The 26,364-nt window shown below is 64.6% G+C and carries 20 protein-coding genes; 10 read left to right on the top strand and 10 right to left on the bottom strand.

The annotated features are described in order from the left end of the window. Positions 1–221: 221 nt before the first annotated feature. A complete protein-coding gene (gene hemW, locus AC5E6W_RS08365) occupies positions 222–1,475 on the top strand; it encodes a radical SAM family heme chaperone HemW (RefSeq protein WP_491751822.1) in 1,254 nt (417 codons plus the stop codon). Positions 1,476–1,644: 169 nt separating this feature from the next. Beyond that, positions 1,645–2,709 (top strand): threonine aldolase family protein, encoded by a 1,065-nt coding sequence (locus tag AC5E6W_RS08360; protein WP_491751821.1) that lies wholly within the window; start codon positions 1,645–1,647, stop codon positions 2,707–2,709. Here the strand turns inward: AC5E6W_RS08360 and AC5E6W_RS08355 are convergent. The 5 genes from AC5E6W_RS08355 to AC5E6W_RS08335 form a co-directional block, all read right to left on the bottom strand. Beyond that, positions 2,706–4,490, bottom strand: coding sequence for an ATP-binding protein (locus AC5E6W_RS08355; protein ID WP_491751820.1), 1,785 nt, complete (start codon positions 4,488–4,490; stop codon positions 2,706–2,708). The genes AC5E6W_RS08360 and AC5E6W_RS08355 overlap by 4 nt on opposite strands. 8 nt (positions 4,491–4,498) lie before the next feature. After that, the gene (locus AC5E6W_RS08350) at positions 4,499–4,876 is read right to left on the bottom strand and encodes a response regulator (RefSeq protein ID WP_491751819.1); all 378 of its coding nucleotides are present in this window, start codon (positions 4,874–4,876) and stop codon (positions 4,499–4,501) included. Positions 4,877–5,073: 197 nt separating this feature from the next. Beyond that, positions 5,074–8,790, bottom strand: coding sequence for a UvrD-helicase domain-containing protein (locus AC5E6W_RS08345; protein WP_491751818.1), 3,717 nt, complete (start codon positions 8,788–8,790; stop codon positions 5,074–5,076). Then, a complete protein-coding gene (locus AC5E6W_RS08340; protein ID WP_491751817.1) occupies positions 8,783–11,608 on the bottom strand; it encodes a PD-(D/E)XK nuclease family protein in 2,826 nt (941 codons plus the stop codon). Before AC5E6W_RS08340 ends, AC5E6W_RS08345 begins: the two co-directional genes overlap by 8 nt. A gap of 50 nt (positions 11,609–11,658) precedes the next feature. Further along, positions 11,659–12,858, bottom strand: coding sequence for an MFS transporter (locus tag AC5E6W_RS08335; RefSeq protein ID WP_491751816.1), 1,200 nt, complete (start codon positions 12,856–12,858; stop codon positions 11,659–11,661). Between the two features lie 236 nt (positions 12,859–13,094). Between AC5E6W_RS08335 and AC5E6W_RS08330 the strand changes: the two genes are divergently transcribed. The 3 genes from AC5E6W_RS08330 to AC5E6W_RS08320 all read left to right on the top strand — a co-directional run bounded on the left by AC5E6W_RS08330 (position 13,095) and on the right by AC5E6W_RS08320 (position 16,661). After that, positions 13,095–14,096, top strand: a complete 1,002-nt coding sequence (locus tag AC5E6W_RS08330; RefSeq protein ID WP_491751815.1) for an SCO family protein — start codon at positions 13,095–13,097, stop codon at positions 14,094–14,096. 85 nt (positions 14,097–14,181) lie between these two features. Further along, positions 14,182–14,577 carry a hypothetical protein gene (locus AC5E6W_RS08325; RefSeq protein ID WP_491751814.1) on the top strand — a complete coding sequence of 132 codons (396 nt, stop codon included), beginning with the start codon at positions 14,182–14,184 and terminating at the stop codon, positions 14,575–14,577. Positions 14,578–14,753: 176 nt separating this feature from the next. Next, positions 14,754–16,661, top strand: a complete 1,908-nt coding sequence (locus AC5E6W_RS08320) for an ABC transporter ATP-binding protein (RefSeq protein WP_491751813.1) — start codon at positions 14,754–14,756, stop codon at positions 16,659–16,661. On the opposite strand, the gene AC5E6W_RS08315 is transcribed toward AC5E6W_RS08320, so the two are convergent. Continuing rightward, positions 16,658–18,781, bottom strand: a complete 2,124-nt coding sequence (locus AC5E6W_RS08315) for a S9 family peptidase (protein WP_491751812.1) — start codon at positions 18,779–18,781, stop codon at positions 16,658–16,660. The two genes, AC5E6W_RS08320 and AC5E6W_RS08315, sit on opposite strands and share 4 nt — an antisense overlap. Before the next feature lie 154 nt (positions 18,782–18,935). Here AC5E6W_RS08315 and AC5E6W_RS08310 point away from each other — a divergent pair, with 154 nt between their 5' ends. The 3 genes from AC5E6W_RS08310 (at position 18,936) to AC5E6W_RS08300 (ending at position 21,230) form a co-directional block, all read left to right on the top strand. Next, the gene (locus AC5E6W_RS08310) at positions 18,936–19,448 is read left to right on the top strand and encodes a DUF4142 domain-containing protein (protein WP_491751811.1); all 513 of its coding nucleotides are present in this window, start codon (positions 18,936–18,938) and stop codon (positions 19,446–19,448) included. A gap of 288 nt (positions 19,449–19,736) precedes the next feature. Then, the gene (locus AC5E6W_RS08305; RefSeq protein ID WP_491751810.1) at positions 19,737–20,558 is read left to right on the top strand and encodes a TPM domain-containing protein; all 822 of its coding nucleotides are present in this window, start codon (positions 19,737–19,739) and stop codon (positions 20,556–20,558) included. Between the two features lie 87 nt (positions 20,559–20,645). Further along, positions 20,646–21,230, top strand: a complete 585-nt coding sequence (locus AC5E6W_RS08300) for a LemA family protein (protein ID WP_491751809.1) — start codon at positions 20,646–20,648, stop codon at positions 21,228–21,230. A 52-nt stretch (positions 21,231–21,282) separates the two neighbouring features. Here AC5E6W_RS08300 and udk read toward each other — a convergent pair whose 3' ends face one another. Beyond that, a complete protein-coding gene (gene udk, locus AC5E6W_RS08295; RefSeq protein WP_491751808.1) occupies positions 21,283–21,939 on the bottom strand; it encodes a uridine kinase in 657 nt (218 codons plus the stop codon). Positions 21,940–22,007: 68 nt separating this feature from the next. Between udk and AC5E6W_RS08290 the strand changes: the two genes are divergently transcribed. Then, the gene (locus AC5E6W_RS08290; protein ID WP_491751807.1) at positions 22,008–23,513 is read left to right on the top strand and encodes a M20/M25/M40 family metallo-hydrolase; all 1,506 of its coding nucleotides are present in this window, start codon (positions 22,008–22,010) and stop codon (positions 23,511–23,513) included. A 55-nt stretch (positions 23,514–23,568) separates the two neighbouring features. Here the strand turns inward: AC5E6W_RS08290 and AC5E6W_RS08285 are convergent, their stop codons facing one another. Beyond that, positions 23,569–24,426, bottom strand: a complete 858-nt coding sequence (locus tag AC5E6W_RS08285; protein WP_491751806.1) for a purine-nucleoside phosphorylase — start codon at positions 24,424–24,426, stop codon at positions 23,569–23,571. 34 nt (positions 24,427–24,460) lie between these two features. Then, positions 24,461–24,886 (bottom strand): winged helix-turn-helix transcriptional regulator, encoded by a 426-nt coding sequence (locus AC5E6W_RS08280; RefSeq protein ID WP_491751805.1) that lies wholly within the window; start codon positions 24,884–24,886, stop codon positions 24,461–24,463. A gap of 171 nt (positions 24,887–25,057) precedes the next feature. On the opposite strand from AC5E6W_RS08280, the gene AC5E6W_RS08275 reads away from it, so the two are divergent. Further along, the gene (locus AC5E6W_RS08275) at positions 25,058–25,810 is read left to right on the top strand and encodes an SDR family oxidoreductase (RefSeq protein ID WP_491751804.1); all 753 of its coding nucleotides are present in this window, start codon (positions 25,058–25,060) and stop codon (positions 25,808–25,810) included. A 40-nt stretch (positions 25,811–25,850) separates the two neighbouring features. On the opposite strand, the gene AC5E6W_RS08270 is transcribed toward AC5E6W_RS08275, so the two are convergent. Then, the gene (locus tag AC5E6W_RS08270; protein WP_491751826.1) at positions 25,851–26,252 is read right to left on the bottom strand and encodes an MmcQ/YjbR family DNA-binding protein; all 402 of its coding nucleotides are present in this window, start codon (positions 26,250–26,252) and stop codon (positions 25,851–25,853) included. Positions 26,253–26,364 lie beyond the last annotated feature (112 nt).

Below are 26,364 nucleotides of genomic sequence, written 5' to 3'. Positions count from 1 at the left end.
CCGCGCCCACCGAGCCTTAAGCCGGCTCTCAGCCGGAAGCCTTGCAGGCGGCTTCAGCCGCACTCAGGCGACTTCCAGTCGCAACCCCAACCTACCGGCTTTCAGCCGGTAGTCGTTTAGTGGGTTGGGCGGGGTGCTGGAGGCGAAGTGCGAACGCGGCGTGCGCGGAGGCCGCGGTGGGGCGCGGCGGGTCTTTGGGTAGCGCATGAAAGAATTGGGGTATGGTGCATGAACGCCCCGAGGTGTCTGCCGATGTCGCGTCGATGCGCGGGTGCGAGCGGGTGGGGATCTATCTCTCCGTGCCGTTCTGCCGGGCGAAGTGCAGCTTCTGCAACTTTGCTTCGGGGGTGGGAGCGCCGGGCGCGATCGACCGCTATGTGGAGATGCTGTGCGCGGAGATTGCGACGGGCCGGGAACGGGCTGAGGCGCTGGGAGTTGTGCTGCCACGTGAGGCGGACACGGTGTACTTCGGTGGTGGAACGCCGAGCCTGTTGGAGCCTGCGCAGGTGGCGCGGATTATTGGAGTCCTACGCGAGAATTTTGAGGTCGACCCTGCCGCTGAGATCACGATGGAGGCTGCGCCGGGGCAGATCAGCGACGAGCTGCTGGATGAGGCGCTGCGGCTGGGCGTGAACCGGGTGAGCCTGGGCGTGCAGAGCTTTATCGATCGCGAGGCGGCGTCAGTGGGGCGGTCGCATACGGGCGAGAGCTGCCTGGCGGAGATTGCGCGGCTGCGGCGCGCGGGAGTGGCGCAGGTGGCGGCGGATCTGATCGCGGGGCTGCCATTCCAGACGGATGCGAGCTGGCAGTACTCGCTGGAGGCGGCGGTGGGGAGTGAGCTAGACCACCTGAGTGTGTACCTGTTCGAGGTGGATGAGGACTCGCGGCTGGGGGCTGAGGTGCTGGGTGGTGGGGCGCGGTTCTATGCTCCGGAGGTTCCGAACGAGGATCGTGCGTCGACGATGTATGAGCGGGCTTGCGAGTTCCTTGGGCAGCGGGGATTTGGGCAGTATGAGATTTCGAACTTTGCGCGGGCGGGTTTCCAGTCGCGGCATAACAGGAAGTACTGGGAGCGAGCACCGTATGTGGGGTTCGGCCTGGATGCGCACTCGATGCTGTTTCCGCAGGAGCCAGGGGCCAGGGTTCAGGGCCCAGAGTGCGCTGTGCGGTTGGCCAATGCGGATGAGCTGGCGCGCTACGATGGTCGTGAGCCCGCAGAGATTACCCGTGTGAGTGCGCGAGAGGCCTTCGAAGAGGCGATCTTCCTTGGCCTGCGGCTGGTTGAGGGTTTGCGTGTGAGTGAGCTGCGCGAGGGGTTCGATGTGGCTTGGGTGGAGGAGTGCTCGGCAATCGTGCAGGATCTGGCTCGCGAGGGTTTGATGATTGTGGAAGACGGGCGATGGAAGCTGACCGGGCATGGGCGGCTGGTGTCGAACGAGGTGTTTGGGCGGTTGTTGGAGAGTGTGGCGGTTTAGGGACTGGCTGAGAGATTGAGAAGCAGATCCCCTGCGGGGATGACGACCAGAAGAGCAAAGGCAGAGGCTCGATGGTGTGATCGAGTCTGGAGCTTGGGGTTTGGAGCTTCGAGTTGCCAGTTGTGAGTTAGCAGTGATTCGTGGAGATCAGAAAAAGATAGGAATGCCGATGAGCGAAGTGCACAAGAGCCGAGTGATTGATCTGCGCAGTGACACCGTGACCAAGCCCACGCCGGCGATGCGGCAGGCGATGGCCGATGCTGAAGTTGGCGATGACGTGTACGGCGAAGACCCCACGATCAACCTGCTGGAGAAGCGGGCGGCGGAGGTGTTCGGGCGCGAGGCTTCCATCTTTGTGCCGACGGGGTCGATGGGGAATCAGATTGCGATCAGCCTGCATACGCGGCATGGGCAGGAAGTCATCTGCGAGTCGCGGTCGCACATTCTCGATTGGGAGATGGCGATGGTTGCGGGGTTTTCGGGCTGTGTGCCGCGGACGGTTCCGGGCGATCGCGGCGTGATGCGCTGGGCGGAGATTGAGCGCGCGATTGCTCCGAAGATCTACTACCGCGCGCCGACGGGGCTGATTGCTGTCGAGAACACGCACAACATGGCGGGCGGCACGGTGACTCCGGTGGCGGTGCTGGAAGAGATCTGGGCAGGCGCGAAGTCCGCTGGGCTTCCGACGCATCTGGATGGAGCGCGGGTGTTCAACGCGGCGACTTCGCTGGGCGTGAGTGTGGCGGAGCTGACGAAGGGCTTCGACACGGTGATGTTCTGTTTGTCGAAGGGGCTTGGAGCTCCGGTGGGATCGATGCTGGTGGGGTCACGGGAGCTGATCGATCGGGCGCGCTCGGTGCGCAAGGCTCTGGGCGGAGGCATGCGGCAGGCTGGCGTGCTGGCTGCTGCGGGATTGCTCGCGTTGGAGGATGGGCCGAAGCATCTTGCAGCGGACCATGCGAATGCGAAGCTGCTGGCGGAGGCGATTGCGACCTGTGAGGAGGCGGAGATCTACCTGAGCGGTGTGCAGTCGAACATTGTGATCTTCACGTTGAAGCAGAAGGGAAGCGCGCCTGCGGTGGCTGCGGCGTTGAAGGCCGAAGGGATCATCTCGAGCGCGATTGGGCCGGATGCGGTGCGGCTGGTGACGCATCGCGATGTGTCGCGGGCGGAGTGCGAGCAGGCGGCCGAGGTGTTGGCGCGGTTGTTGAAGGGCGCGGCGGTCGCGGCTTAAGCGCTTGTCTTGACGGGCAGTGTGGCGCTGCCGCGGGGCAGGAAGACGGCGATAGTGGTGCCGTGGTGCTCGGTGGTGACGTTGGTGTCGATGTGGATGGAGCCGCCGTGCTTGTGCACGATGCCCTGGCTTACCCAGAGGCCGAGGCCGGTGCCGTGCTCGCCCTTGGTGGTGAAGAAGGGTTGGAAGAGCTGGGCCATGTCTTCGAGTGCGATGCCCGTGCCCTGATCCTTGATGGTGACCTCGATGCCAGCGGGACCGCCGCGCAAGGTGTGGGGCGCGGTGCGGACTTCGATGACGGCGCCGGCCGTCGAGACGTCGAGCGCGTTGGTGAGCAAGTTGGTGAAGACCTGGCGTAGCTCGGCGGGGAAGCCGGTGACGATGGAGTCCGGTGCGTAGCTGACGTTGACGGTGACCTGCTGGTCGGTGAAGCGGCGTTCGAGCAGCAGCAGCACGCTGGAGAGGACCTCTTCGAGATCGACGGCGACGGGCGTGCGCGATTCGCGATACATGCCGAGCATGGCGCGACTGATCTGGGTGACGCGATCGAGCTCGGAGGCGGCCATCTCGAGGAACTGCGTGGCCTCTTCGGTAGTGGTGCCCTGGCGAAGCAGGTAGATGATGTTCACCACGGCGTCGAGCGGGTTGTGGATCTCGTGCGCGATGGTGGCGGCGAGACGGCCGGCGACGGCGAGCTTTTCGCTTGCGAGCAGAGCGCTCTGGGTGCGGCGCTGCTCCGTGACGTTGCGGAAGACAAGCACGACGCCGGCGAGTGAGCCGTTGAGGTCGTAGATGGGAGCGCCGCTGGTGTCCACGTGGAGCTCGGTGCCGTCGTGGCGCAGGAGCAGAGCGTGCGAGGAGGGTGCGACGAAGCGACGCTGGTCGCGGACCTGCTCGAAGGGCGTGAGGCGTGGCTCGTGCGTGCTCTCATCGAGGAGATGGAAGACTTCGCCGATCTGGTGGCCGGTGGCGGTGTCCTGGGTGAGGCCGCAGAGCTCCTGCGCGACGGGGTTGACGAGTTCGATGGCGCCGCGCGGGTCGCAGACGACGACGGCGTCGCCGATGGCGGCGAGGATGGCACGCAGGCGCTGCTCGTTCTCGAAGGTCGATTGAGCGCTGTTGCGTAGCTTGAGCAGCGAGTCCTGGAAGGCTTCGGAGACGGTGTGCAGGCGGCTGCGCGCGAAGAGGCCAATGAGCAGGCCGGTGAGCAGAGCGAAGACGACGATGCCGATGAGGGTATCGCGCAGCTGCTGTTGCCAGTGATCGACGAAGAGCGTGCGCTGGTACTTCTGGTCGGAGACGATGGCGGCGAGGTTGCCGCGAACACTGTCGAGGTAGGCTTTGCCGCGAAGGTTGAGGCCAGGGTTGCGGGTGTCGGCGCCGGTGCGCACCATGACGATCATGGGCTCGGCGATGTTGTTGACCCAGCGGCGATGCGCGGAGATGAGGGCATCGACGGGGGTCTCGTCTCCATGCTGAGTTGCGATGCCTTCGTGCAGCCGCGCAAAGCTGGCCTGCAGCGGACCGACGGCGAAGTCGTACGGCTGCAGGAAGATTTCGTTGGCGGTGTTCTGGTAGCCGCGGATGCCGGCTTCCTGATCGGCGATGAGCGCGGCGATGTAGTTGGCCGTGGCGATGTTGTTATCGGCGATCTGGATCTGCGCGACGGTGTGCTCGGCGCTGAGGATCTGCCAGACGAGCACGCCGGAGACGACCATCAGCGCGACGACCGGCAGCAACAGCGTCTGGAGCAGAATCCGGTTGAGCTTGCTCAGGTTCAAGGGCTATCTCAGGCACGTGGCGTGGAGTCGGGAAACATACTGGCGAGCTTGTCGAGGAGCGCGGGCGCACCTTCGCCCTTGGTCATGTAGACATTGACCAGCTGGGTGATTTCGGGCGGAAGTCCGAGGTACGCGGAGAGCAGAAGGATGGGCACTGCGGGCTTGATCTGGCGCATGAGCGCGGCGACCTCGCCGCCGTGCATGCCGGGCATGGCGTAGTCGAGGACCACGGCCTCGACGGGTTCGCTCTCGAAGATCTTGAGTCCGGCGGCGCCATCGGGCGCGGTGAGCACCTGATACCCGGAGCGTTCGAGCAGAAGGCGGCGCACCTGCAGCCCGACCTTCTCGTCATCCACGCAGAGTATGAGGTGCCCCGATGCAGCCATGCGAATCCTTCTTCATTGCAGTGACGTCCATGGACGCGATCCGCGTGCCGATGAAGCTATTATCCGGTGCGGAACAAACGAGAGGCAAGCCGCGATGCGGGTGTGCAGCGATTGTTGGTATGACGAAAGAGTATCGGGCTGCGGGCTTTGCTAGGTTGTCATGGACGGTGCTAGATAGAGCCCTCGAAACTGCGTGGTCATGCAGTGTTGGACGCAGCGGAGGTTGAAGCGTGCCACCACAAGAGGCGTTGCGGCTCCGGATAGTAAAGGCCGAGCAGGATGGTGCGGGGAGATGCCTCTAGCTGTTGCAGCGACGCTGCGTAGAACTCCAGCTGGGCGCTGTAGCGCTCGCGTTGCTGGCGCTCGAAGAGGGCATCGCTGCGTGAGCCTTGTTCGGCGGTCTTGAAGTCGATGATCCAGGTGACCTCGCCGGTGATCTGTGACTCGAGGCCAGGCGGAGGCGTGGCGGTGGTGAAGATGCGGTCGGCGCGCAGGGTGCGGATGAGGGCGTCGTCACCGGCGAGAGACATCGCCTGCTCGCTGGCAGCATGTGTGTGGGGAGTGAGGATCCATCGGCCGACGGGGTCTGCGAGGGCGTGCTCGAGCACGGAACGCGCGCGCGTTGCCTCGCGCTGCGCCTGGGAAAGGGCGAGGCCTTCGCCGCGCAGGCTGGCGATGAGGCGTGGCTCCCAGGTGGGGATGTCGTTTGCGATGGCATCGAGGTGCGCGCCGGCGTCGAGTTGTTCGGCGATGCGCTGCAGATAGCGATGCACGACGTTGCCGAAGGCGCGGACTGCGAAGGAGCCTTCGGGGCGATCGAAGGTTGGCGCTGCGGGGAGCGCTGCTGCGGCGGTGTAGTCGAGACGATGATCGTTGGCTTCGCGGAAGAGAGCTGCGAGGTCGAGCGAGTCGGGAAGGCGCTCGAGGATGAGCGGAGCTGGATCGTTGGTGGGCGCGACAGAGGCTGCGAGGGCGAGCGTGCTTTCCTGCGGCATCCAGTCTTCGGGATCAAAGACGTCGAGGGATTGCGCGAGGTTTTGCCGCAGAGTTGATGAGGGGCGCTGGGCTTCGTCTTCAAAGATGGCTTGAGCGGAGGGCCAGCAGGCCTGCAGGAGGCTGCCGTGGGTGGGCTTGCTGAGGGTTCCATCCTGCTTGCGACGGACGGCGCCGAAGAGATGGAGTTCTTCGCGCGCGCGGGTGCAGGCTACGTAGAAGACGCGGCGGCGTTCGGCGGCTTCGCGGCGTGCGCGTGCCTGCTTGAGCCAATCGTTGAGGCGGGAGTTGGCTTCGCCGGAGCCTGCGATGGGCGCGAGCAGGACGCTGGAGCTTTCGCTGCCTTCCATCTCGAGCTCGATCCAGTTGAGCAGAGGCTCGCGGTCGTTGCCGGGCTTGCGCTCGAGCGAGGGTGCGAGGACGATGTCCCACTCGAGGCCCTTGGCCTTGTGCATGGTCATGAGCTCGACGGCGTTGTCGGCCGGTGCGGGCTCGGCGTAGAGCTTGGCGAGCCGGGCTTCGAGGAGGCGAAGGTCGGTGGGCGCGCCGTCGGAGGTGAGGTCAGCGAGGAGCGTGAAGTAGCGGCGGACGTTGTCGCGGGCGGTGGCATCGAGAGGGAGGTCGCCGCCGAGGGAACGCCAGGTGCGCTCTACGTGCACCGCGAGGGGCGTGGCCCCGAGGGTGGTTGCGGCTGTTGTCAACGCAGGCCAGACGCGCTGCAGGAGGCGTTGGCCTTCGGGGCTCAGATGCGTGGCGCGATGCTGTACGAGCCAGGGGATGGTGGCCTGCGCGAGGTCGCGGGACTGCGCGTCGACGCCTTCGCCGGTGAGGGCGAGGAGGTCGGCCATGGTGAGGCCGCACCAGGGCGAGCGGAGGACGGCGAGCCAGGCGACGCGGTCGGCGGGATGGAGCAGGGCACGCGTGAGGGCGAGGGCTTCGAGGACTTCGGGGCGAAGGCCGAGGGGATCGATCTCGACGGCGCGATAGGGGATGGGGCCGTTGCCGCGATCGCGTTTGAACTCGGCGATGATGGGCTGCAGTTGGGTGCGCGTGCTGCCGAGCACGGCGATGCGCCAGGGTTTGGTGCGGCCTTCGGGGAGCTTGCGGGCGCGCCACGCATCGACGACGGCGCGCAACTCGCGGGCTTGTTCGGCGCGGGTGTCGGGGGTGTCTTCGTCGGCGTCTGCGCTGGCTTCGTAGGGCCTATTGGTGGCTTTGGCGGGAAGGATGGTGGGGTGCCAGACGATGGCGTCGGAGGAGGGCGAGGGATCACGCACCGGTGTTGCGGAGACGAAGACGATCTCGCCGAGGGGCTTTGCGTTGTCGTCGAGGCTGGCGAAGAGCGGCTTGAAGGTCTCGTTGAAGTCCTCGACTAACGCGCCTTGCGAGCGGAAGTTGGAGGTGAGGCGCAGGACATCGAGCTCGATTTCACCGAGGCGGCCTTCTTGGAGCGTGTGGAGGAAGCGCTCGACGCGGGCCTGGCGGAAGAGGTAGATGGACTGCTTGGGGTCGCCGACGAGGAAGAGCGTCTGGCTGTGGCCGTCGAAGGAGCGCGTGAGCAGGGTGATGAGCTCGTACTGGCCGGCGCTGGTGTCCTGCATCTCGTCGACGAGGAGGTGACGGAGGCGGCCGCCGTAGGCGAGGGCGAGGTCGGGTGCGGCTTCATCGTTGCGCAGGGCCTGGCGGGCGTTGAGGGCGAGCTCGCTGAAGTCGCACTGGCCGCGCTCGGCGAAGAGCAGGCGGAGCTCGGCGAGGGCGTGGCGGAGGACGTGGAAGAGGGCGCGGGCGACGGCCCACTGGTCGTCGGGATAGCGCGCGGGTGGGAGCTGGAGCACGCTGGCGAGGCACTCGCGAAGGTCTTCGTCCTCGATGCTTTCGACGAGCTCCTTGAGGCGCTTCATGGCGGGCTTGTCGCCTTCGACGCCGATGTGATTCCGCGCGAAGCTCTTGCGCCAACCACCGTCGCTGGGCTTGACGAGGAGGGAGATGAGCGCGACCCAATGGTCGAGATGATCGGCGACCACTTGTGGCGGGTCAGAGTGTTGCGCGCAGATGGCGAAGGGATTGTCGCCGCCGTGGCCGGGGAGTTCGCCGAGGGCGGTGGCGATGCTGGTGAGCTCGGCGAGGACGCCTGCGGGGAGCATGCGGGCGGCGCGGGAGAGGCCATCGCAGACGATGGTTTCGAGGAGGCGCTCGAGGCGCGGGCGGACGGTGCGATCGAGCTCGGCGTCGTCGAGTTCGCCGGGAGTGAGCGGCACGAGCTCGCCCCATTGCTCGCGTTTGGCGAGCATGTCCGCGAGGAGGCGCTCGGCGTCGCGAAGGTTGGCGTCGCGATGGAGGAGCACGAGGCGGAGGGCGCTGTTGAGGGCGCGATTGGGGCCGCCGAGTTGATCGAGCGTGCGGCGTGCGGCGGCGAGGTAGAGCGGCCAGGCATCGGTTGCGGGCGTGCGTGGGGCGCCGGCGCCGGAGACGAGAGGGAGCGAGTTGGCGATCTCGGCGGAGAGGGAGTCGATGGTGCGGAGGTTGAGGCGCTGGGGGCGGTCGAGCAGGCGCCAACTGAGTGCGGCGTCGCGCGCGAGGACTTGCGTCGCGAAGTCGCGGGTCTGCTGCTGGAAGGCTTCGGTGGTGGCGAGCGGCTTTGCGTCGCGCGCGTTGTGGAGTTGTTCGAGCACGCGCTCGCGCATCTCGGCGGCGGCCTTGTTGGTGAAGGTGACGGCGAGGATCTCTTCGGGTTGGGTGACGGCTTCGTCGGCGAGCAGCTTGAGGAAGCGCTGCATGAGGAGGCCGGTCTTGCCGGAGCCGGCGGGGGCTTCGACGATGGCGGAGCGATGGGTGTCGAGGGCGCGCAGGCGAGCGTCGGCGTCGGCTAAAGCTTCCTGTGGCGGCGCGAGCCTGGAAGGCATCGTGAAGAGCTCAGCCATTGCCGTCTCCCTCGTTGTCGAAGAAGCTCAGTTCCGCAGTCGCGTCGTCGCTGTCTTCCTGGAGTGCGGCGATGCGGAGGGCGGCGGCGTCGCGACGGCAGAGCAGGCGCTGGGCGCAGCGGGCGCAGTTGGTGGCGGCGTCCTTGGGGGCGACGTGGGCGTGGCCGGCGTGGAAGTCTTCGGCGAGGGTGGTGAGGACCTGCCGCCACTCTTCGGTGCGGGCTTCTAGGTCGGCGGTCTTCTTGGATTTCGGGAGGATGCCGAGTTCGGATTGCAGGCCACTCCAGGCGGCTTCCTTGCCGGCGCGGACGTTGGCGAAGAGCAGAGCGCGGAGGCGGCCGGGCTCGGCGAGCAGGGAGTAGAGCGGCAGCTGGGGCTCGTCGGGGCGAGGGCCTTCCCAGGCTTTGGGCTCGGCGCTGCCAGTCTTGTAATCGACGTAGACGAGGCCGCCGTCGGGGAGTTCCTCGATGCGGTCCATGCGGACGTTGAGGGTGAGGGGGCCGAGCTGGATGTCGCGCTTGGATTCGATTTCGAGGACGGTAAAGGGGCCGCGCTTGAGCTCGTGCTCGAGCCAGGCTTCGAGGACGCGGAGGGTGCGGGCTCGGACGAGCTCGACGTATGCCTGGCTCCAACTGGTTTCGGTAGGCATGCGCCGGAGGGCGTCGTCGATGAGGGTTTCGAGGATGCCGGTGCGCTCGGCGGGGCTGTAGGCCTCGAGGGCGTCGCGGGTCTGGACCTCGCGCCAGAAGGCTTCGAGGACGTGGTGCATGAGGTTGCCGCGCTCGCGGGGATCCATGCCGGCCTCGCGGGTTTCGGGCGCGCCGGCGGCGAGGCGCAGCTCGGCGAAGGCGAGGAATCCGCAGGCGGCCTGGAGCTTGAGGAGCTGCGAGCCTCCGCGCAGGGGCGCGTTGGGCAGCGCGGGGAGTTCCATGGCATCGATGCTGTCTATGAGCTTGATCGGCTTGGGTTCCGGGGACGATGCGATGAGGTCGTTCGGTGCGAGCTCTTCCAAGTTGAAGGCGGTGAGGAGTGGCGAGGGGCGGAGATGGCCGTCGGCGTTTTCCTTGGCGCAGGTGAAGAGGACTCGGGGAGAGCGTGCGAGCAGCGCGGCCATGGTCTCGTGTGAGTGCGTGGCGGCGAGCTCGGGGTCGGCTCCGGGCATGCCGGCTTCGCGCTGGAGCGTGCGGCTGAGCAGCGGGTGCGGTCGCGTGGAGGCGGGCCAGTTGGTGTCGGTGGCGCGGAGGAAGAGGACGGCGTCGAAGGCGCAAGCGGGGAGCTCGTTGGGCGTAATCACCTGGAGCGGTGCGCTGGCGACAGCGGGCTGCTGCTGGGTGTGGCGGAGCTGGCGCTCGAGCGTGTGGAGCGCGGTGGCGAAGGAGATGCGCTTGACGCGGTCGCTGGAAAGGGCATCGAGGGTCGCGATGGAGTCGAGCGCGGCTTCGAAGGCGCGGGTGGCGGCGAACTCGGTGGCGGTGAGGGTGCGGTCGCCGGGCCAGCCGGCGGCGTGGGCGATGGCGCGGACGGCCTCCATCCACTCGGCGTAGGAGCGGGGACGCTGGCGGTCGAGGAGGTGGGGCTCACGGTGGAGGGCGTCGTGCAGGGCTGTGACCCACGAGGGGAGCGCAGCGTGGGACGTTTGCGGGGGATCGTGATGCTCGAGTTTGTGTTGCTCGTGGCGGGCTAGCTCGAGGAGAGCCTGCAGGGTGAGCTGAGGCTCGAGAAGCTGCTCGATGCGGAGGACTTCGGCGTCGAAGACGGCGGCGGCATCGCGCTCGGCGGCGTGGCCGAGGTAGGGCGAGAGCAGGAGGCTGCTGACGTTCTCGACGGGCAGGGGGCCGAGGGTCCAGCGGGCGAGGTCGAGGGCGGTGGTGATGAGTGGGAGCGAGGTGAGCGGCGCTCCGGCGGAGAAGGCCCAGGGCGTGGAGGAGAGGTCGGTGGCGATGGAGTGGAGTTCGGGCGCGAGGGTAGAGCGGAGGACGGCTTCGATCGCGGTGCGCTCGGTGTCGAGCGAGGGCACGACAAGGGCGGCTGTGGGTGTGCGACCGTCGCGGGCGGCTTGTTCGAGGAATTCGCGGAGCCAGGTTGCGGCAAGGTCGAGTTCTTCGCGCTCGGAGGCGCAGCGGGTCCAGGCCTGGAGATCGGGGGAGTCGATGGGCGCGGGCGTGTGTTGCTGGATTGTTATGCCGGCGTCGGTGAGGGCTTCGAGGAGCGCGCGTTGCGAGGGGCCGGGATTGGCGAGGTCGAAGAGGTGGAGTGTGGCGGGGAGGTTGGGATTGGACTTCAGCGCACCGGCGAGGGCGTGGGCGGCGAGGGCGTGGTTGAGGAGCGCGGCGGGTAGATAGGCGCGGCGGGTGCATCCGCGGCGGAAGGTATCGGACCAGCGGGCGAAGGTGCGCTCGTCGCGGGTGGTCGTGGAAGGGCGCAGGCGGTCGAGGACGGCGTAGTCGGCGGCGAGGGCGAAGCCGGAGTGGGCGAGCTCGGCGAGGTCGGCGACGGCGTCGGTGGAGAGGTGCGAGGTCTCCTCGTCGGTTGCGATGACGTCGGTCCAGAGGGCCAATTCCTGGGTGCGGCTGAGGAGGAGGCGGTCTTCGGCTCCGGAGACGATCAGCTCGGCGAGTAGGGACGAGGTCCATTGGGTCCAGGCGAGGACGCGGGCAGGCTCCCAGGCGCGGAGGCCGAAGGCGCGCTGGCGGTCGTCGAAGGCGCGGCGGAGGGCCTGCGCGGAGCTGGCGCTGGGGGTGAGGACCAGCTCGCGGGCTTCGAGGAGATCAAGGATGTCGTGTAGCGCGTTGTTTGCCTGCGCCAGAACTTCAGCCATGGGTCTTTTATACGCCCGATTTTCGATGAAGTTTCGCCTGGTGGCAGGGCTCAGGCGGGGTCGGCTGTGGATCGTGCGGCGCTTTGGGAACTCACGATGAGGAAGCTCAGGAGGAGCAGGCCGAGGGTGAGTGCGAGGGGGACGATCATGGCGTTGCGCAGCGAGCCGGTGCGGGTGGAGACGAGTCCCATGAGCCAGGGGAAGAGCGCTGCGCCGAGACCGGAGACGGCGAGGATGATTCCGGCGACGCGGGCGGAGGGACGGCGGCGAAGGAGGATGGCGAAGGTGGTGGGGAAGAACGGGGCGAGGCTCAGGCCGAGGAGGATGCAGAGGGCGGAGATCGCCGCTCCATTGTGCGCGCCGGCGAGCATGGCGATGAAGACGGCCGAGAGCACGAGGGCGAGGCGCTGGAGGGTTGTTTCGGAGATCCAGCGCAGGACGATGGAGGTGAGCAGGCGGCCGACGGTGAGCGCCGCCCAGAGGACGACCAGGGCGGATTGGCCTCCGAGGAGCTTGGTGTCCGAGAAGCGGAGGGTGAAGGTGGTGAGCCAGCCGGTCATGCAGGTCTCAAGGCCGCCGTAGAGGAAGAGGCAGAGGCCGAAGAGGAGGAAGAGGTTGTTCGGCAGAGACGATGGCGGCTGGCCCGTTGCCCCCGGGCCGCTGCTGTGTTCGCGGGACGTCATCAGCAGGCCGGCTAGGCCGGTGACGAGGAAGATGGCGGCGAAGACGAGTAGCGGGCCGCGCAGGGCAAAGTGCGGCATCACCGCGGCGGCGACCACTCCGGTGATGATGGCTCCGAAGCTGAAGAAGAAGTTGAGCGTGGAGAGCGCGGAGCCGGTGTCTTCGGTGTAGCGGCGGCCGGCGAGGATGTTGCTGGAGGCGATGATCTGGCCGAGGCCGAGGCCCCCGACGAAGAGCGTGGCGCAGCCGATCAGCAGCCCCTGGTCGAGCGAGGTGCTGAGGGCGAAGGCACCGAAGCCGATGCAGCTGAGCACCATGCCGGCGAGGATGCCGAAGCGGAGCCGGCGAGGGACGGTCATGCCGCCGAGGAAGGAGCCAATGAACTTGGCCTGGAAGAGCCAGCCGCTTTGCTCGTCGGTGAGATGCCACTGGTGGGCGAGTGACGGCAGCACGGGGCCGAGCATGACCGTGCCGAGGCCGGCGAGGAGGAATCCGAAGGCGAGCCAGGGGACGGCAGGGCCGTAGGCGTCGTTCTCGGCGGGAGGCGGGATGGGATTGGCGGGGGTCATGTGGAACGCAGGGGCGCGGCGGTGCTTCGAAGCGGGGTGCGTTCCGGTGAAGCCCAGGAGTGCGGTAGCCGCCGCACCGGGTCGGCTCCGAAGGGGTCCTGATGGGCCTACAGACGAGAGTGATGCTAGCACGGGGGCGAGGATGACTATCATGGAAGGCAGAGGCCGCGCCCTGAGAACGAGCAGCACCAGTTGTGCGCTGCCATGAACGGCGGTTGGCCCGGGAGCTTACCTTGTTGCAAGTTACCCGTCGCGCCGAAACGATTCGGCGCGTACGCCCTGTGATTGCGCTGGCCGCGGCCTTTGCGCTGGCGATGCCCTTTGCGGTTCTGACTGGATGCCACAGCAAGCCGGCGAGCACCAGTGGGCCGGTGACGAAGAAGTATCCGGTGCGGGGCTTCGTTGTGCGGGTGAATCCCAATCAGCAGACGATCCTGCTGAACCATGAGGCGATTCCGGGCCTGATGGAGGCGATGGCGATGGAGTACAAGGTCGCCGACCCGGCGGTGATGACCGAGGTGCACAAGGGCGACCGGATCTCGGCGACGATGCTGGGGGATGATAGCCCGGATGGGCCGGTGCATCTGCGGCTCACCGACGTGGTGGTGATCCAGCAGGCCAAGCCGGATTACAAGCCGGAGACGCAGTATCACGTGCCTGCGGCGGGCGATGCGGTGCCGAATATTGCGCTGCGCAACCAGTCGGACAAGACGATCCACCTGGGGCAATTCCAGGGCAAGGTGCTGCTGATCACGTTCGTGTACACGCGGTGCCCGCTGGCGGACTACTGCCCGCGGATGAGCCATAACTTTGCGCAGATTGACAAGGACCTGGCCGCGGACCCGAAGCTGTATGCGAAGACGCACCTGCTGAGCGTGAGCTTCGACCCGGCTTATGACACGCCGGCCGTGTTGCGCAGTTATGGCGGGGCCTACTCCGGCGAGTACACGAAGGAGAAGTTCGCGCACTGGGACTTTGCCGCGCCGCAGGAGAAGGATCTGAAGACGATGGAGGAGTGGTTCGACCTGGGAGTGACGCCGGGGCCGGGGAATACACTTGCACACTCACTGGCGACGGTGGTTGTAGGAGAAGATGGGAAGGTAATCGCTTTCTATCCGAATAACGATTGGAACGTTGCGGACGTGGAGGCGCAGGTGCGCCGCGCTGCCGGCGACGGGAACGTCTCTGCGGGGAAGGCCGGAACGCAACATTCCTCGAAGCTGCCAGTCGCCTTGTAGAGTTTTGCGCGGCCACGCGGTTGTACCGAAGACCGTACCAACATCTTGTACGCGCAGCCAGGCTGCGCACCAAAGGAGCACGACGATGGCGAAGATCACGATGATCGTGGGTTTTGTGCTGGTAGCGCTGGGCATAGCGTATTGGGGGCTTGCCGGGCGGACCGCCCCTACGGCGCTGATTCCCGCTTACTTCGGAGTGGCGCTGATGATCTCCGGCGCGCGCGCCCGGACCCAGAACAATAAGACGCGCATGCTGTTCATGCACGTGGCGGTAACGATCGGACTGCTGGGTTTCCTGTTTCCCGGGATCCGGGCGATCATGATCCTTGCGAAGGCCCCGGCGGGGTCGAATCTCATCATGACTTCCCTGGCGGTGCAGGAGCAGCTGGTGATGGCGATCATCTGCCTGGTGTTTACGGGGATGTGCGTGCGGTCCTTTATCGAGGCGCGGCGTACACCTCCGGTGGAACCTGTCGTCTAGCTTCTGTGGATCTTGTATGGAAAAGAGCGCGGCCTGTATTGGGCTGCGCTCTTTTCGTTTCGCCGCAGCCTGAATCGACGCGCTGTGCTTCTCATCGAACTTAGAGCGAAGACTTATTAAACGAGCGGCGACTTAGAGCGAACATAGGGCAAAGCGTGCTCTAGACTGGATGAACAATGGGTGGAATTTCACGTGGCATGGGCGGCGGTGGTGTAGGGGCGGCTGACCGTCCCGGTCGGGGCGGCGGGGTAGGCCGCGCGGAGAGTGCCGAGCTGACGAAGAACCGTCCGAAGCCCAAGTTTCGCGACATCTGGCCGGAGATTAAAGCCCTGATCCTGCCGCGGCGGTGGCTGCTGGCTGCCTGTTTCGGGCTGATGATCGTGAACCGCGTCTGCGGACTGGTGATGCCGGCAGCTTTCAGGCCGCTGATCGATCAGGTCTTCAACCGGTACCAGATTGCGCTTCTTCCGAAGATTGTTTTTGCGGTGATGGCCGCGACGTTCCTGCAGGGGATTACGTCGTTCGCGCTGACGCAGTTGCTCTCGAAGTCCGGCCAGCGGCTGATTGCCGAGCTGCGCATGAAGGTACAGAAGCACGTCGGTATGCTCTCAGTGAGCTACTACGACGAGAACCGCACGGGCACGCTGGTCGCGCGCATCATGAACGACGTTGAGGGTGTGCGCAATCTGATCGGCACAGGCATTGTGGACTTCGTCGGCGGTCTGTTGACGGCGGTGCTTGCGTTCCTTTATCTGCTGCGCGTGAGTGTGCAGATGACGCTGCTTACGTTCACGATCATGGCGGTGTTTGCGGTGGTGCTGCAGCGGGCGTTCAAGGTGATTCGCCCGATCTTCCGCGAGCGGGCGAAGATCAACGCCGAGGTGACGGGGCGGCTCACGGAGTCGCTGGGCGGCGTGCGCGTGGTGAAGGGCTATCACGCGGAGGCGAGCGAGTCGGCGGTGTTTGCGACGGGCGTTGAGAAGCTGCTGCAGAATGTCATCAGCTCGCTGACGGCGCAGTCGTTGATGTCGCTGTCGTCGACGGTGATCCTGGGGATCGTGGGCGCGATCGTGATGTGGATGGGCGCGCGGCTGCACATGCAGCACAAGCTGACCACGGGTGAATACTTCTCCTACGTGATGTTCCTGGCGTTCATGACGGCTCCGCTGATTCAGCTGGTGTCGATCGGCACGCAGGTGACGGAGGCGATGGCCGGGCTGGACCGCACGCGAGAGATCATGGCGGAGCTGGAAGAGGATGCGGATCCGGCACGAAGCCTGGAGATCGGGCCGATTGAGGGCACGGTCAAGTTTGTGGATGTGGGGTTCTCGTACGAGCCCGGGAAGCCGGTGTTGCATAACATCAGCTTCGAATCCAGGCCGGGGACGGTGACGGCGCTGGTGGGATCCAGCGGGTCCGGCAAGTCGACGATCATCAGCCTCATCTGCGGCTTTCATACAGCACAGGATGGCGCGGTGCTGGTGGATGGTCATGACCTGGCGGCCGTGCGGCTCTCGAGCTTCCGCTCGCAGCTGGGTGTGGTGCTGCAGGAGACGTTCCTTTTCGATGGAACCATTCGAGAGAACGTGCTGTTCTCGCGGCCGGATGCGACCGAGGAGGACTTTATGCGCGCCTGCACCATCGCGCGTGTCGACGAGTTTGCAACGCGGTTCCCAGAAGGGTACGAGACGATCGTGGGCGAACGCGGTGTGAAGCTGTCAGGGGGACAGCGGCAGCGGTTGTCGATCGCTCGCGCGATTCTTGCGGACCCTCGCATCCTGATTCTTGATGAAGCGACGAGCTCGTTGGATAGCGAGAGCGAGGCGATGATCCAGCATGGTCTCAGCTTCCTGATGCAGGGGCGGACGACGTTCGTGATTGCGCATCGGCTCTCGACGATTCGTCGTGCCGACCAGATTCTTGTGGTCGAACAAGGACACATTGTGGAGCGCGGCACGCATGACGAGCTCTTCAACGCACAGGGACGCTATCGCGAGCTGTATGACCGTCAGCATGGAGTGGAGGAGAATTTGTTCCTCGCGCCAGGTGAGGGCGATGTGGTGCCTGACGCGGAGGCGGTCTAAACCGTCGCCGCGCCAAGCTGAGTGAGAAGGAATGCGGAGTCGAAGGCTATCTCTTTGAGGTAGTCGTAGCGGCCGGAGGCTCCGCCGTGTCCGGCGTCCATGTTGATTTCGAGCAGCAGGGGAGCGGCGTCGGTTTTTAGTGTTCGGAGCTTGGCGACGTACTTTGCGGGCTCCCAGTACATGACCTGCGAGTCGTTGAGGCTGGTCTTGACGAGGATGGCGGGGAGCGGCTTGCCGGCTAGCTGCTCGAGGTTGTCATAGGGCGAGTAGCTGCGCATGTAGGCGAAGGCTTCGGGCTCGTTGGGATTGCCCCACTCTTCGTACTCGGCGACCGTGAGCGGAAGGCTGGCGTCGAGCATGGTGTTCATCACATCGACGAAGGGGACGTGCGAGAGCACGACGCGGAAGATCTCAGGCTTCATGTTTAGGACCGCGCCCATGAGCAGGCCGCCGGCGCTGCCGCCTTCGATGGCGACTCGCTTCGGGTCGCCGTAGCCTGAGCTGGTGAGAAACTCAACGGTCTCGATGAAGTCGGTGAAGGTGTTGCGCTTGACCATCATCTTGCCGGCATCGTGCCAGGGGTCGCCGAGTTCGCCGCCGCCGCGGATGTGGGCGTAGGCGACGACCAGGCCGCGGTCGAGCAGCGTGAGGCGCGAGACGCTGAAGCCCAGCGGTAGAGCGTAACCATACGAGCCGTAGCCATAGACATAGAGCGGGCGTGAGCTGTCGTGTTCGAAGCTCGGAATGCCTTCGCCGCTGATGCGGTAGACGAGGGTTACGGGGACGTCGGTGCCGTCGTGGGCTTTGAACCACAGGCGCTCGGCGCGGTAGTTCGCGGCGTCGAAGCCGCCCGGGACTTCCTGCTGCTTGAGCAGCGTGCTTTCGCCAGTGGCGAGGTTGTACTCGAAGACCGAGCCGGGGCGCACGGGCGACTGGTAGGCGTAGCGATAGGTGGTGGCGTTGAAGTCGCGGTTCACATCGCCGTCGGCTTCGTATGCGGGGTCGGGGAAGCTGATCTCGCGGGGATTGAGGGGCAGGCCTTCGGTGCTGAGGTCGAAGACGCGAAGGACGGGCAGGCCGCGCTCGCGGTAAGTGGTCACCATGAAGTTGCGGAAGAGGTCGAAGTCTTCGAGCGGGGCGTCGGGCTGCTCGGGCAGGACCTCCTGCCAGTTCTCGCGCGAGGTCGCGGTGACGGGGGTGCGCATGAGCTTGAAGCGTTCGGCGTCGCGATTGGTCTGGATGTAGAAGAAACCTTCGCGATGATCGACGGCGTATTCCTCTTCGTCGACGCGGGCTGCGAGGAGAGTGAAGGTTCCTTCAGGTTGTGCGGCTTCGAGGAACCAGGCTTCGCTAGAGGTGTGGCTGCTGGCGTCGAGGAGGAGATATTTTCGGTCACGGGTTCGGCCGAGGCCGACATTGAAGCGCTCGTCGGGTTCGTGGAAGATCTCAATGTCGTCGGTTAGCTGTGAGCCTAGGGTGTGACGGAAGACGCGGTCCTGGCGCTTGGTCTGCTCGTCTTCGGTGGAGTAGAAGATCGTCTTCGAGTCGGCTGCCCAGACGATGGAGCCGACGCGCTGGGCGGTGTCGGTGAGGGTTTCGCCGGTCTCGAGGTTCTTGATGGCGAGCGTGTACTGGCGGAAGCCGGTGTTGTCGGTGGAGTAGGCGAGGAGCTTTCCGTCAGGGCTGACGGCGAGGCCGCCGATGGACATGAAGGGTTGGCCTTCGGCGAGATGGTTGACGTCGAGGATGATGGTCTCTGCGTCGGGCCGTCCGGCGGGATAGCGGGAGAAGCGAGCGTACTGTTTGCCCTTCTCAGTGCGGGTGAGGTATTCCCAGGCGCCGTCGCGGTAGGGGTAGGAGACGTCGTCTTCCTTGATATGGGAGAGCATCTCGTCGTAGAGGCGCTGCTGCAGGGGCTTCGTGGGAGCCATGACGGCGGCGGTGTAGGCGTTCTCGGCCTCAAGATAGGCGGTGACGCGGGGCGAACCCTTGTCGCGGAGCCAGGCGTAGTCGTCATGCAGCTCGGTGTCGTGGATGGGAATCGTCTTCGATTCGCGTTCGGCGATAGGGGGAAGGGACGACTCGGGGACGACTGCGGGCTCAGACATTGTTGGCTGCATGAAAACTCCAAGGACAAGGATACCGACTTCGGAGGGGTGGTGTGCAACGCGTCAGGTCGTTGTCGACTCATACGTTGTCGTGAGCAGGGAAGCGCGGGACCGCTGCACGGGAACGAATTGCGGCCGATTGCGCTCCGCTACCAGAGGAGAGACGATGAAAAAGATTTGGATGACGGCCGCACTGAGCTCTGTTGCTGCCGCGGCGATGCTGCTTCCGGCAAGCTCCCACGGGCAGGCCACCGACGATGACAAGAAGTTTCTCGCCAACGTGTCGCAGGCTGGTGTTAACGAGATCAAGTTGAGCCAGCTTGCGGAAGAGAAGGCGTCGGACCCGAAGGTGAAGGAGTTCGCCCACCATATGGTGGTGGAGCATACTGCGCTGGGCAAGTCGCTGCAGCCTTATGCAGACTCGTGGGGCGTGGCTCCGGCGACGGACCTGGATGACTCGCACAAGGACGATTACAAGAAGCTGAGCGGGCTGAGCGGCAAGGACTTCGACAAGGAGTACATCGCGGATATGGTCAGCGACCATAACAAGGCGGAGAGCCTGTTCAAGTCGGAGATCAAGGACACCAAGGATTTGAAGTTCCGCAAGACGGTTGAAGGTGGGTACTCGCACGTGGTCGCCCACGACAACATGGCGAAGTCGCTGAAGAAGCAGCTGTAAGTGAGCTTTGAGGAAATCGCGAAGATTCCCTCAGCGGCTAAAGCCACGCTGCAACCATTCCACCTACGGCGGGACTAAAGTCCCGCCCTTTCAAAGCCGGACGTACTCAGCGGTTCCGTAACGTCTTCAAGAGGATCGTTGTAGTTGTATTCGACTGCCGAGCCTGAAAACCAACTGCTCTACGAGCCCTCCCGATTCCCGGGAGGGCTTTGCTTTTGCGGAACTCGCTAGCGCAAAGATGCGTATGCTGAAGACGTGGAATGCGTGCGTTCAACGTCGATGAGAGGGTTGCGTTGCTGGGCATGGCTGGTCTTTCTGGCCTCGATCCTCAGCCTGAACGCGCTTGCCGAAGATCCTGAAAAACTTCCTGTACCGAATGGCAACTACGTCTCGGACTTCGCCGGCGTCATCGACGCGGGCTCGAAGCAGGAGATGGAGGCGCTGAGCCGCGAGGTGTCCGAGAAGGCACACGCGACGATCGTTATCGTCACGGTGAATTCGCTGGACGGCGATACGATCGAGGACTTCTCGACCAAGCTGGAAGACAAGTGGAAGGTTGGGCCGAAGAATACGGACCGCGGCTTGTTGATGATCTTCGCGGTCGGCGACCATAAGCGGCGGATCGAGGTGGGGTCCGGGCTTGAGGGCATCCTCAACGATGCGAAGGTGGGCGACATCGGCCGCACCATGGTGCCGCAGCTGCAGCAGGGCGCGTACGGTGCTGCGATCCTTGGCGGTGAGCGGCAGTTGGCGCAGGTAATCGCCGATGACTCGCATGTCGCGCTGGATACGACGGTCAACCTGCCGGCGCAGCACACGTACCACTACCAGACCACGCATCATCGCTCGAGCGGTGGCGGTTGGGTGGGGCTGATCATTTTTGTGGTGATCATCCTGCTGATCTCGCGCGGCGGGCGCGGTGGTGGCGGCGGCGGATGGATGTGGTTCCTGTTGGGCAACCTGCTGGGTGGTGGCATGGGCGGAGGTCGCGGGCGCGATGGCGGTTTTGGTGGCGGAGACTCCGGCGGCGGCGGTAGTGGCGGCGGTGGAGACTTCGGTGGCGGATTTGGCGGAGGTTCCGGTGGCGGCGGCGCCAGCGGAGACTGGTAGCGGGTTTGCCTTAGCAAACAGGGCTTGCCGTAGGATGAAAACGAACGCAAGGAAACGCTGAAGCAGGGAACGAAAGGAACAATCACGATGCGTGGAATGATCGCAGTGCTGGGTGTGGTGGGCGTGCTGGTGCTGCTGGTGCTGATTGCCGGCGGGAGCTACGTGAGCACGCGCAATCACCTTGTGGAACTCAATGAAGCAGTGAACCAGTCGTACTCGACCGTGGACGTGGAGCAGCAGCGCCGGTTGGACCTGATCCCGAACCTGGTGGCCAGCGTGAAGGGCTACGTGAAGGAAGAGGAGACGGTGCTGACGAACATCGCCAACGCTCGCGCGGCGGTGATCGCGGCTTCGAGCGACCGGGCGAGCTCGATTGACGCGAATAAGCGGCTGGATGTGGCGATCAGCCCGTTGCTGCGGCTGCAGGAGAACTATCCGCAGCTGAAGGGCAATGACCAGTTCATGCGGCTCGAGGATGAGCTGGCGGGCACGGAGAACCGCATCCAGGTGGCGCGCAATCGGTACAACAAGTCGCTGGAGACGTACAACGTGGCCGTGCAGCAGTTCCCCGCGAGCATCTGGGCGAACATGGCGGGGTTCAAGTATCGCGACCAGTATTTCAAGGGCAATCCTGACAATAAGGTTGCGCCTACGGTGGACTTTTCGAAATAGAGACAGTAGGGACGTAGACAGGAACGACGGCTGCGCTTAGGCGTGGCCGTTGTTATTTTGCGGGGCTTGAGTCGAGGAGGCGTTGGGACTTCATGGCCTTGAAGATCAGCTCCATCGACCAGTCGAGGGCTTCGGTGCCCTGGACGATGATGGAGGCTCGCTCCTGCGAGGGGACCACGTAGAGCTCAGCCATGGGGCGGGCGGTGGCTTCGAACTGTGCGACGACGGACTCCTGGGTGCGGCCGCGTTCGCGCATGTCGCGATAGATGCGGCGGCGGAGGCAGACGGCGTTGGGGGCGTCGACGTAGATGGAGAAGTCGTAGAGCGGGCGCAGCTCGTCGTAGTGCAGGCCGAGGATGCCTTCGACGACGACATAAGGCTGCGGATGCACGGGCTCGAACGTGTCGGGGACGCGGGAGTGGATGCTGAAGTCGTAGACCGGGCGCTGGATGGAGCGGCCTTGCTTGAGCGCCCGGATGTGCTCGATGAAGAGCTCGCTTTCGAGCGAGTCTGGGTGATCGAAGTTCTGCTGGTCGCGCTTCTCGAAAGGGAAGTGCGAGAGGTCGCGGTAGTAGAGGTCGAGCGGGAAGACGGTGGCGTCGAGCTGCCGGGCGAGCTCGTGGGCGAGTGTGGTCTTGCCGGAGCCTGAACAGCCGGCGATACCAATGACTATGGGGCGAAGAGGTGAAGCGTCTGGGGGAAGTTCCACAGGGAAAAGCGTAATCCATCGCGAGGCGGTTTGTGTCGCGGCCTCCGGGCCGTGCTAGCTTGAGGGACATGACTCCCGCTCGTGTGTGCTCCTCCTGGCTGCTGGCCGCAGCTGCAGCCGCTGCCGTGTCTTCCACGCTTGCCCAGGCTCCTGCGACGACAGCGCAGGCCGCTGCTGTGGCGAAGGCTTATTCCTCTCCTCGGCACGACGAGCTGACGAAGGGATTTGAGGAGCTGCTGGCGATTCCGAATGTGGCGGCTGATCCGGCGGGGCTGAAGAAGAATGCGGATTATCTCGAGGCGCAGCTGAAGGCGCTGGGCGCGGAGACGAAGCTGTTGACGGCGCCGGGGCTGGAGAAGTGGCCGCCGGTGGTGTGGGGCGAGGTGAAGACTCCAGGGGCGACGCGGACGATTGTGTTTTACGCGCATTACGACGGCCAGCCGGTGACGAATTCGGAGTGGGATGGCGGCAAGCCGTTCTCTCCGTACCTGAAGACGGTGGACGGTGAGGCTCGGGTGTATGGGCGTGGGGCGGGCGATGATAAGGCTCCGATCTTTGCTCAGTTGACGGCGCTGAAGGCGATCGAGGAAGCGAAGCTGAAGCTGAATGCGAACCTTCGCTTCATCTGGGAGGGTGAGGAGGAAGCGGGGTCGGAGCACCTGGGAGAGATCTTGACGGCGAACCGATCGCTGATTACAGGGGACATCTGGCTGGTGTGCGATGGGCCGGTGGATCAGACGCGGAGGCAGTCGCTGGCCTTTGGCGCGCGTGGCGATGCGCATGTGCAGATCACGGTGTATGGGCCGAGCCATGCGCTGCATAGCGGGCACTATGGCAACTGGGCGCCAAACCCGGCGATGGAGCTGGTGCAGTTGCTGGCGGGGATGAAGGATGCCAATGGGCACGTGCTGATTCCGCATTACTACGACGGCATCAAACCGCTGGGGCCGGTGGAGTTGAAGGCGCTGGCCGATGCCCCGAAGAACGATGAGATGCTGCGCAATGAGCTGGCGCTGGGACACACGGATGGAAGCCCGCGACATCTGCTGGAGCTGCTGAATGAGCCTTCGCTGAACATCAATGGCATCTCGGCGGGACAGACGGGAGCGCATTCGACCAATGCCGTGCCGTCGACGGCGATTGCGAATTTGGATATTCGGCTGGTAGTCGGGAGCGAGGGCAAGCTGGAGCAACAGCGGGTGGTGGACTATGTGAAGTCGCAGGGGCTCTTTGTGACTTCGGCTGAGCCGACTCGTGAGGAACTATTAAGTCATCCGAAGGTGGCGCGGATTGAGCTGGGCGGCGTGGAGCCGGCGGTGCGGACGCCGATGGACCTGCCAATTGCGGGCGAGGTGATCGCCGCGGTGAAGAGCGCTCGCGGTGAGGTGGTGCTGCTGCCGACCATGGGAGGCACAGTGCCGCTGGATGCGATGGAGCGTGCGTCAGGGACTCGGACGATTACGGTGCCGATTGCGAATCATGATGATAATCAGCATGCGGCGAATGAGAATCTGCGGCTGCAGAATTTGTGGGATGGGATTGAGACGATGGCGGCGTTGATGGCGATGAAGTAGGGCAGCGGGTTCGCAGGATAGCGAGTTAGCAAGTCAGCGGCCGCGGAATCCCGATTTACGTGGCGGCGACCTGGGGGATGAGGGCTACGAGCAGTGCGGTGAACTGGCGTTCGACGCGTTTGCCGATCTCCATGACCTCTTCGTGGTGGATGACCTGGTCGAGGACGCCGGCGGCCATGTTGGTGACGAGCGAGAGGCCGAGGACTTCGAGGCCCATGTGGCGGGCGATGATGACTTCGTGCACGGTGGACATGCCGACGAGGTCGGCGCCGAGGGTGCGGAAGGCGCGGATCTCGGCGGGGGTCTCGTAGCTGGGGCCGAGGACCGCGAGGTAGACGCCATCGGGAAGCGGAATCTGCTGATTGTCCGCCTCAATCTTCGCAAGTACGCGAAGGCGCTTCGAGTAGGCGGCGGTCATGTCGAAGAATCGGGCGCCGGCGCTGGGCTTGAGGCCGAAGCGGGGCTCGTTGGGACCGAGCGCGGCGTTGTGGCCGGTGAGGTTGATGTGGTCGGAGATCGCGACCAGCGTGCCTTCGCCGTAGCTGGTGTTGATGCCTCCGGCGGCATTGGTGACGATGAGTTTCTCGCAGCCGAGCAGACCGAGGACGCGAGTGGGGAAGGTGACCTCGGACATCGAGTAGCCTTCGTAGGCGTGCACGCGGCCCTGCATCACGGCTACTTCGACTCCGGAGATCGTGCCGAGGACGAGCTTGCCGGAGTGGCCTTCGACGGTGGAGAGCGGCCAGCCGGGGATGTCGGAGTAGGGAATCGTCGTGGGGTTCTCGACCTGCGAGGCGAAGTTGCCGAGACCGGAGCCGAGGATGATGCCGATTGTGGGCCTGGCGGGATGAAGCTTGCGGATGGCGTCGGCTGCCGTGGTGCAGCGGGAGTACTGGTCGGGTGTGGCGGTCATAGAGGGAATCAGTGTAGCGCGGGGCTGCTGGTTGTTAGTTCTTAGTTGTTAGTTCTGAGTTCTTGATGCTGCGCTGGTCGAACTTGGCGCGGGACTTTTCGATCTTCTTGAGGTTCTTTTCAGCCCAGATCCATACGCCGCAGAAGGCTTCGCCGAGCGAGCTTCCCATGGCGGTGAGGTCGTACTCGACGCGTGGAGGGATGACGGGATAGACGGTGCGGGTGACGAGGCCGTCGCGCTCCATCTGGCGCAGGGTTTGGGTGAGCATCTTCTGGCTGATGCCGGGGACGGCTTCGCCGATGCGGGTGAAGCGGAGACGGCCTTGCGTTTCCAGTACCTCGAGGATGAGCATGGTCCACTTGTCAGCGACGCGGCCGATGACCTCGTCGACGAGGGCCCCGACCTGGGGATCAAGTTCTTCATACGATGGAGACGGTTTGTGGAGTAATTTGGCTGGCATGGGAGCCCCTCTTTCAGGAAGTGCGGGCGGTGCGTTTACACTCTCTTTTTGGTAAGTATGAAACTGCAAAGTGCCTACTTCCGAAAAGAGAGTGACAGGCATAGAGTACGTGATGTGGCCGGAAGAGGCCAGGGAACTTTGCGAATCTGAAGTGAGCACGAGGAGAACATCATGAAGCTGACAGGGAACACGATCTTTATTACGGGCGGCGGTTCGGGCATCGGCCGTGGACTGGCGGAGGCGCTGCACAAGCTGGGCAACCAGGTGATTATCTCGGGCCGCCGGCAGGCTGTACTGGCGGAGGTGATTGCGGCGAACCCTGGCATGCAGTCGGTGGAGCTGGATATTCAGGACCCGAAGAGCATCGAGAGCGTAGCGAAGAAGCTCATCGCCGACTTCCCGTTGCTGAATGTGCTGATCAACAATGCGGGCATCATGACGGTGGACAAGGTCGAGGGGCCGGTGGATGATGCGCAGGTTGCGGGGGTCGTGACGACGAACCTGCTGGGGCCGATCCGGATGACTTCGGCGTTCATCGAACACCTGAAGGCGCAGCCCGCTGCGTTTGTGATCAACGTGACGTCAGGGCTGGCGTTTGTGCCGCTGGCGATGACGGCGACCTACTGCGCCTCGAAAGCGGCGCTGCATTCGTACACGCTCTCGCAGCGTTATCTGCTGAAGGACACCAGCGTGAAGGTGCTGGAGCTGGCTCCGCCGTACGTGCAGACCGAGTTGATGGGTGCGGGGCAGGCGAGCGATCCGCGTGCGATGCCGTTGAAGGATTTCATCGCGGAGACGGTTGAGGTGCTGGGGACCGATGCCGTGGAGGTGAATGTGAAGAACGTGAGCTTCCTGCGCAATGAGGCAGGGCCGGGGGACGTGGCGTTCACGGCGAAGTTCAACGACATGATGGCGGGGCACTGAGGGGTAGGGTTGTTAGTTCTCAGTTCTCAGTTGTTGGGTTTTAGGTGTTTGGATTGGGCGTCCGCTTTTTGGCGGGCGCCTTTTTCTTTGTGGACTTCTTGGCAGTGGACTTGCTTTCGGTCTTGTTGTTTCGTTCGACGCGGAGGATCCAGGCGACGCGGAGGGCGTCGGCGAGCTCGGCTTCGGTGGCAGAGGCGAGGCGGATGTGGGTGGCTCCCATGCGGCCCCAGCTGCCGGATATCGGGAGGAAGAGCTGCGGTGCGTCGGCGAGGAGATCCTGTTGGGCTTCGGGGGTGAGCATCAGGTTGCCGTAGCCCTGCGCGATGTGGGCCAGTGTGGCGAAGATGCGTCCTCCTACGCGGAAGTCGGCGGCTCCCATGTGCGAGCCTTCTCCGGTTCCGGGGAGGGCGAGGGCGAGGCGGCGGAAGTCCTCGGCGGTTATGGTGTCCCCCCTCTCTTGCGCAAAGGTAAGTATCCCATTGCGTAAGTGCGCTACTCACGTTGTGGCGGGGCATCGCATAGTAGCGCGGTGGCAGCCGTTTTCCGATCTGCCG

This window comes from Bryocella sp. (genome assembly GCF_058498515.1).
Note: the sequence above shows the minus strand (reverse complement) of the source record. Positions and strands in the feature narration are given on the sequence as shown.

Coding starts and splice junctions, on each gene's coding strand:
- AC5E6W_RS08280 (WP_491751805.1), bottom strand. CDS start 24,886: ATGCCAGCCAAATTACTCCACAAACCGTCTCCATCGTATGAAGAACTT.
- AC5E6W_RS08360 (WP_491751821.1), top strand. CDS start 1,645: ATGAGCGAAGTGCACAAGAGCCGAGTGATTGATCTGCGCAGTGACACC.
- AC5E6W_RS08345 (WP_491751818.1), bottom strand. CDS start 8,790: ATGGCTGAGCTCTTCACGATGCCTTCCAGGCTCGCGCCGCCACAGGAA.
- AC5E6W_RS08350 (WP_491751819.1), bottom strand. CDS start 4,876: ATGGCTGCATCGGGGCACCTCATACTCTGCGTGGATGACGAGAAGGTC.
- AC5E6W_RS08325 (WP_491751814.1), top strand. CDS start 14,182: ATGGCGAAGATCACGATGATCGTGGGTTTTGTGCTGGTAGCGCTGGGC.
- AC5E6W_RS08340 (WP_491751817.1), bottom strand. CDS start 11,608: ATGGCTGAAGTTCTGGCGCAGGCAAACAACGCGCTACACGACATCCTT.
- AC5E6W_RS08285 (WP_491751806.1), bottom strand. CDS start 24,426: ATGACCGCCACACCCGACCAGTACTCCCGCTGCACCACGGCAGCCGAC.
- AC5E6W_RS08275 (WP_491751804.1), top strand. CDS start 25,058: ATGAAGCTGACAGGGAACACGATCTTTATTACGGGCGGCGGTTCGGGC.
- hemW (WP_491751822.1), top strand. CDS start 222: ATGGTGCATGAACGCCCCGAGGTGTCTGCCGATGTCGCGTCGATGCGC.
- AC5E6W_RS08310 (WP_491751811.1), top strand. CDS start 18,936: ATGAAAAAGATTTGGATGACGGCCGCACTGAGCTCTGTTGCTGCCGCG.
- AC5E6W_RS08290 (WP_491751807.1), top strand. CDS start 22,008: ATGACTCCCGCTCGTGTGTGCTCCTCCTGGCTGCTGGCCGCAGCTGCA.
- AC5E6W_RS08315 (WP_491751812.1), bottom strand. CDS start 18,781: ATGCAGCCAACAATGTCTGAGCCCGCAGTCGTCCCCGAGTCGTCCCTT.
- AC5E6W_RS08320 (WP_491751813.1), top strand. CDS start 14,754: ATGGGTGGAATTTCACGTGGCATGGGCGGCGGTGGTGTAGGGGCGGCT.
- AC5E6W_RS08300 (WP_491751809.1), top strand. CDS start 20,646: ATGCGTGGAATGATCGCAGTGCTGGGTGTGGTGGGCGTGCTGGTGCTG.
- AC5E6W_RS08335 (WP_491751816.1), bottom strand. CDS start 12,858: ATGACCCCCGCCAATCCCATCCCGCCTCCCGCCGAGAACGACGCCTAC.